We start from the raw sequence: 2,622 nt of genomic DNA on the forward strand, positions 1-2,622 counted from the left end.
TAAAGGACTGGCGGCGCGTGGCAACCAGATACGACAGATGCCCAAAGGTCTTCCTGTCGGCAATCGCTCTCGCCGCAACCGTCATCTACTGGTTATGAATCCTGAGCCTAGTATGCAGCAGATTTTCATTGTTAGATAATATCAAGTATCGTAGCTTTTGAGAATGACTGTAGAAAATAGAGTTGGAACTCTTCTGAATCCATGCAGATACGTAACGGGTTCTGGGGATTTTTGCAGGAATGCCCAAGCCAGACCTGACGCATTCTTATATGTCGTTAGGAGCCCCCATGCTCATGCAATAATTAGATCGATCGATCAAACCGAATTAATGTCTCACGCTCAAAAAAAGGACTTGCTCGGGGTGTTTAGTTATGAGGACTTAGAAGCAGAACAAATTGGAGGAATACCGCATTATAGAGATTTTCTAAATAATGAATATTCTGAGAGGCATCGCTCTGAACGACCAATACTTGCGAAGAATAAAGTGAGATATGTCGGAGAACCAGTTCTATTTGTCGTCGCGAAGAAGATAGAACTTGCAAAGGATTTTGCAGATATGATTCATATTCGCTATGAGGAAGTTCCTTCCGTTACAGCGTTGAGTGATGCGATAGATCCTAAATCGCCACGAGTGTGGTCTGCTGCTCCCGGAAATATTTGTCTTCGCTGGGCCACCGGCGATGCTGCTAACGTAGAAAAGTTGATTGCATCCGCTAAGCACGTTGTTGCGCTTAAGGCGACAAACAACAGAGTGTTAGCGAGCCCCATTGAAACCCCGGCCGCAATCGCGAGTTACGAAAGCGATAGTGAGACGTTTTTGTTGGTTACTCCTAGCCAAGGTGTTTTTCTTCAGCGAAATACGCTAGCAGATTCGGTTTTCAGAGTCGATCGAAACAAAATACAAGTTTTTTCCGGTGATGTTGGGGGATCTTTCGGTATAAGAGGCGCTGTCTACCCCGAGCACGTGATGGTACTTTTTGCTGCGCGCAAGCTCGGCTGTACTGTCTTCTGGGACTGTGACCGCAGTGAAAGTTTTTTGAGCGATTCACACAGCCGAGATCAGCTAACAATTGGCCAACTTGCACTTGACGAGAATGGGCAGTTCATAGCTCTCAACATAAAGAACCATGCAAATGTCGGCGCATACTTGGCTAATTACGCACTCTTCACACCAACCATGGGAAGCGCGCCAATGCTCTGCGGCGCTTATAGAATAAAGAATATTCACTATGATGTTAGTTGTGTGTATACAAATACCGTTCCGATTGATTCTTATCGTGGGACCGGTAGAGCTGAAGTCTCATTTTTTCTCGAAAGAATTATTGATATGGCTGCAAAACAACTAGGGATATCCCCCGTCGAGATCAGAAAGAGAAACTTCATTTGTTCATCCGAAATACCATACGAAACTCCAACAGGTATCACTTACGATTCAGGAAACTTCGAGGAGATATTAGATCTCGCTTTAACAAAATCTGATTGGACAGAATTCGGAGAGCGCCGTAAGCGAAGGGCTCGCAGTGGCGTAATAAGTGGAATAGGTTTAGCTTACTATGTTTATAACTCCGGTTCAAGCACTGGAGAATTCGCCAGGCTTAGACTTGAGGAGAACGCAACTCTTTCCTTGTTTGTAGGGACACAAGACAGTGGCCAAAGACACAGCGAGATATTTGAAAATATCACTGCAAAGGAACTCGGAGTTGATAATAACTGTGTTCAACTCAAGCAGGGTGATACAAATCTATTGCCGTTTGGTTTCGGTACAGGCGCTTCCCGATCTATGCAAATTGGAACTACCATTATCCCAAAGGTTTGCAATCGTTTTCTAACTTCATTGGCTGCTTTCGCCGCGTTGAAGTACCGACTGAATCAGCTAAATATTCGGGTCAGCCCCGGTAAATTGGTTGATATCGGATCAGGTTTAGAATTCAGAGTTAGTGACCTTCTGGAATCCGCTGCATTTGATTTGCGTAATTGCAATCCACAGAATCCAATATATAGGCAATTACTCGATCAGACAGCAACTATCGAAGTAAAGAATCCTATTGCGTATCCTAACGGTTGCCATGTTTGTGAGATTAGCATCGATAAAGATACTGGCAACATCGAAATCTTACGTTATACTAGTGTAGATGATTTTGGTGTTATACTAGACGCTTCTTCTGCTCTTGGTCAAGTGCATGGTTCAGTGACGCAAGGTCTAAGCCAAGCGCTTTATGAAGAAATTAGATACAATGATTGCGGCCAAATAACAAACGGTTCGTTTCTCGACTATCATTTGCCAAGAGCTGGCGAAGTAGTGCGTCCAGAGACATCGTTTGTTCAAAGTTACCCTTGCAAATCGAATGCACTGGGTTGCAAAGGCTTAGGTGAATCGGGTACCGTTGTAGCTCCTGCAGCTTTGATCAATGCAGTTGTTAATGCACTCAGTGAGTTTGGAGTCTGCCATCTTGAGATGCCTGCTACTCCGTTCAAAGTTTGGAACGCAATGCAGCCAAAGAAACCTATGTGCTAGGCTCTGTACCCATTGATTTCCCTTTAGCATCATGATTCACGGCTCAAAAACGAGCGGTGAACATGTCTGATCTTTTCTGGCTGACGGAGGCGCAAATGGCGCGTCTG

Annotated in this window: 1 protein-coding gene and 1 pseudogene; both read left to right on the forward strand. The window is 44.6% G+C overall.

Going from position 1 to position 2,622, the window contains the following annotated elements:
* A pseudogene (locus ABLN87_RS22045) lies at positions 1-98 on the forward strand (IS5/IS1182 family transposase); the annotation flags it as partial.
* 65 nt (positions 99-163) lie between these two features.
* The gene (locus ABLN87_RS22050) at positions 164-2,515 is read left to right on the forward strand and encodes a xanthine dehydrogenase family protein molybdopterin-binding subunit (RefSeq protein WP_353014255.1); all 2,352 of its coding nucleotides are present in this window, start codon (positions 164-166) and stop codon (positions 2,513-2,515) included.
* The last annotated feature ends 107 nt before the right edge of the window (positions 2,516-2,622 follow it).

Origin of the sequence: Ruegeria sp. SCP10 (assembly GCF_040329495.1) — a bacterium.
Taxonomy (GTDB): domain Bacteria; phylum Pseudomonadota; class Alphaproteobacteria; order Rhodobacterales; family Rhodobacteraceae; genus Ruegeria.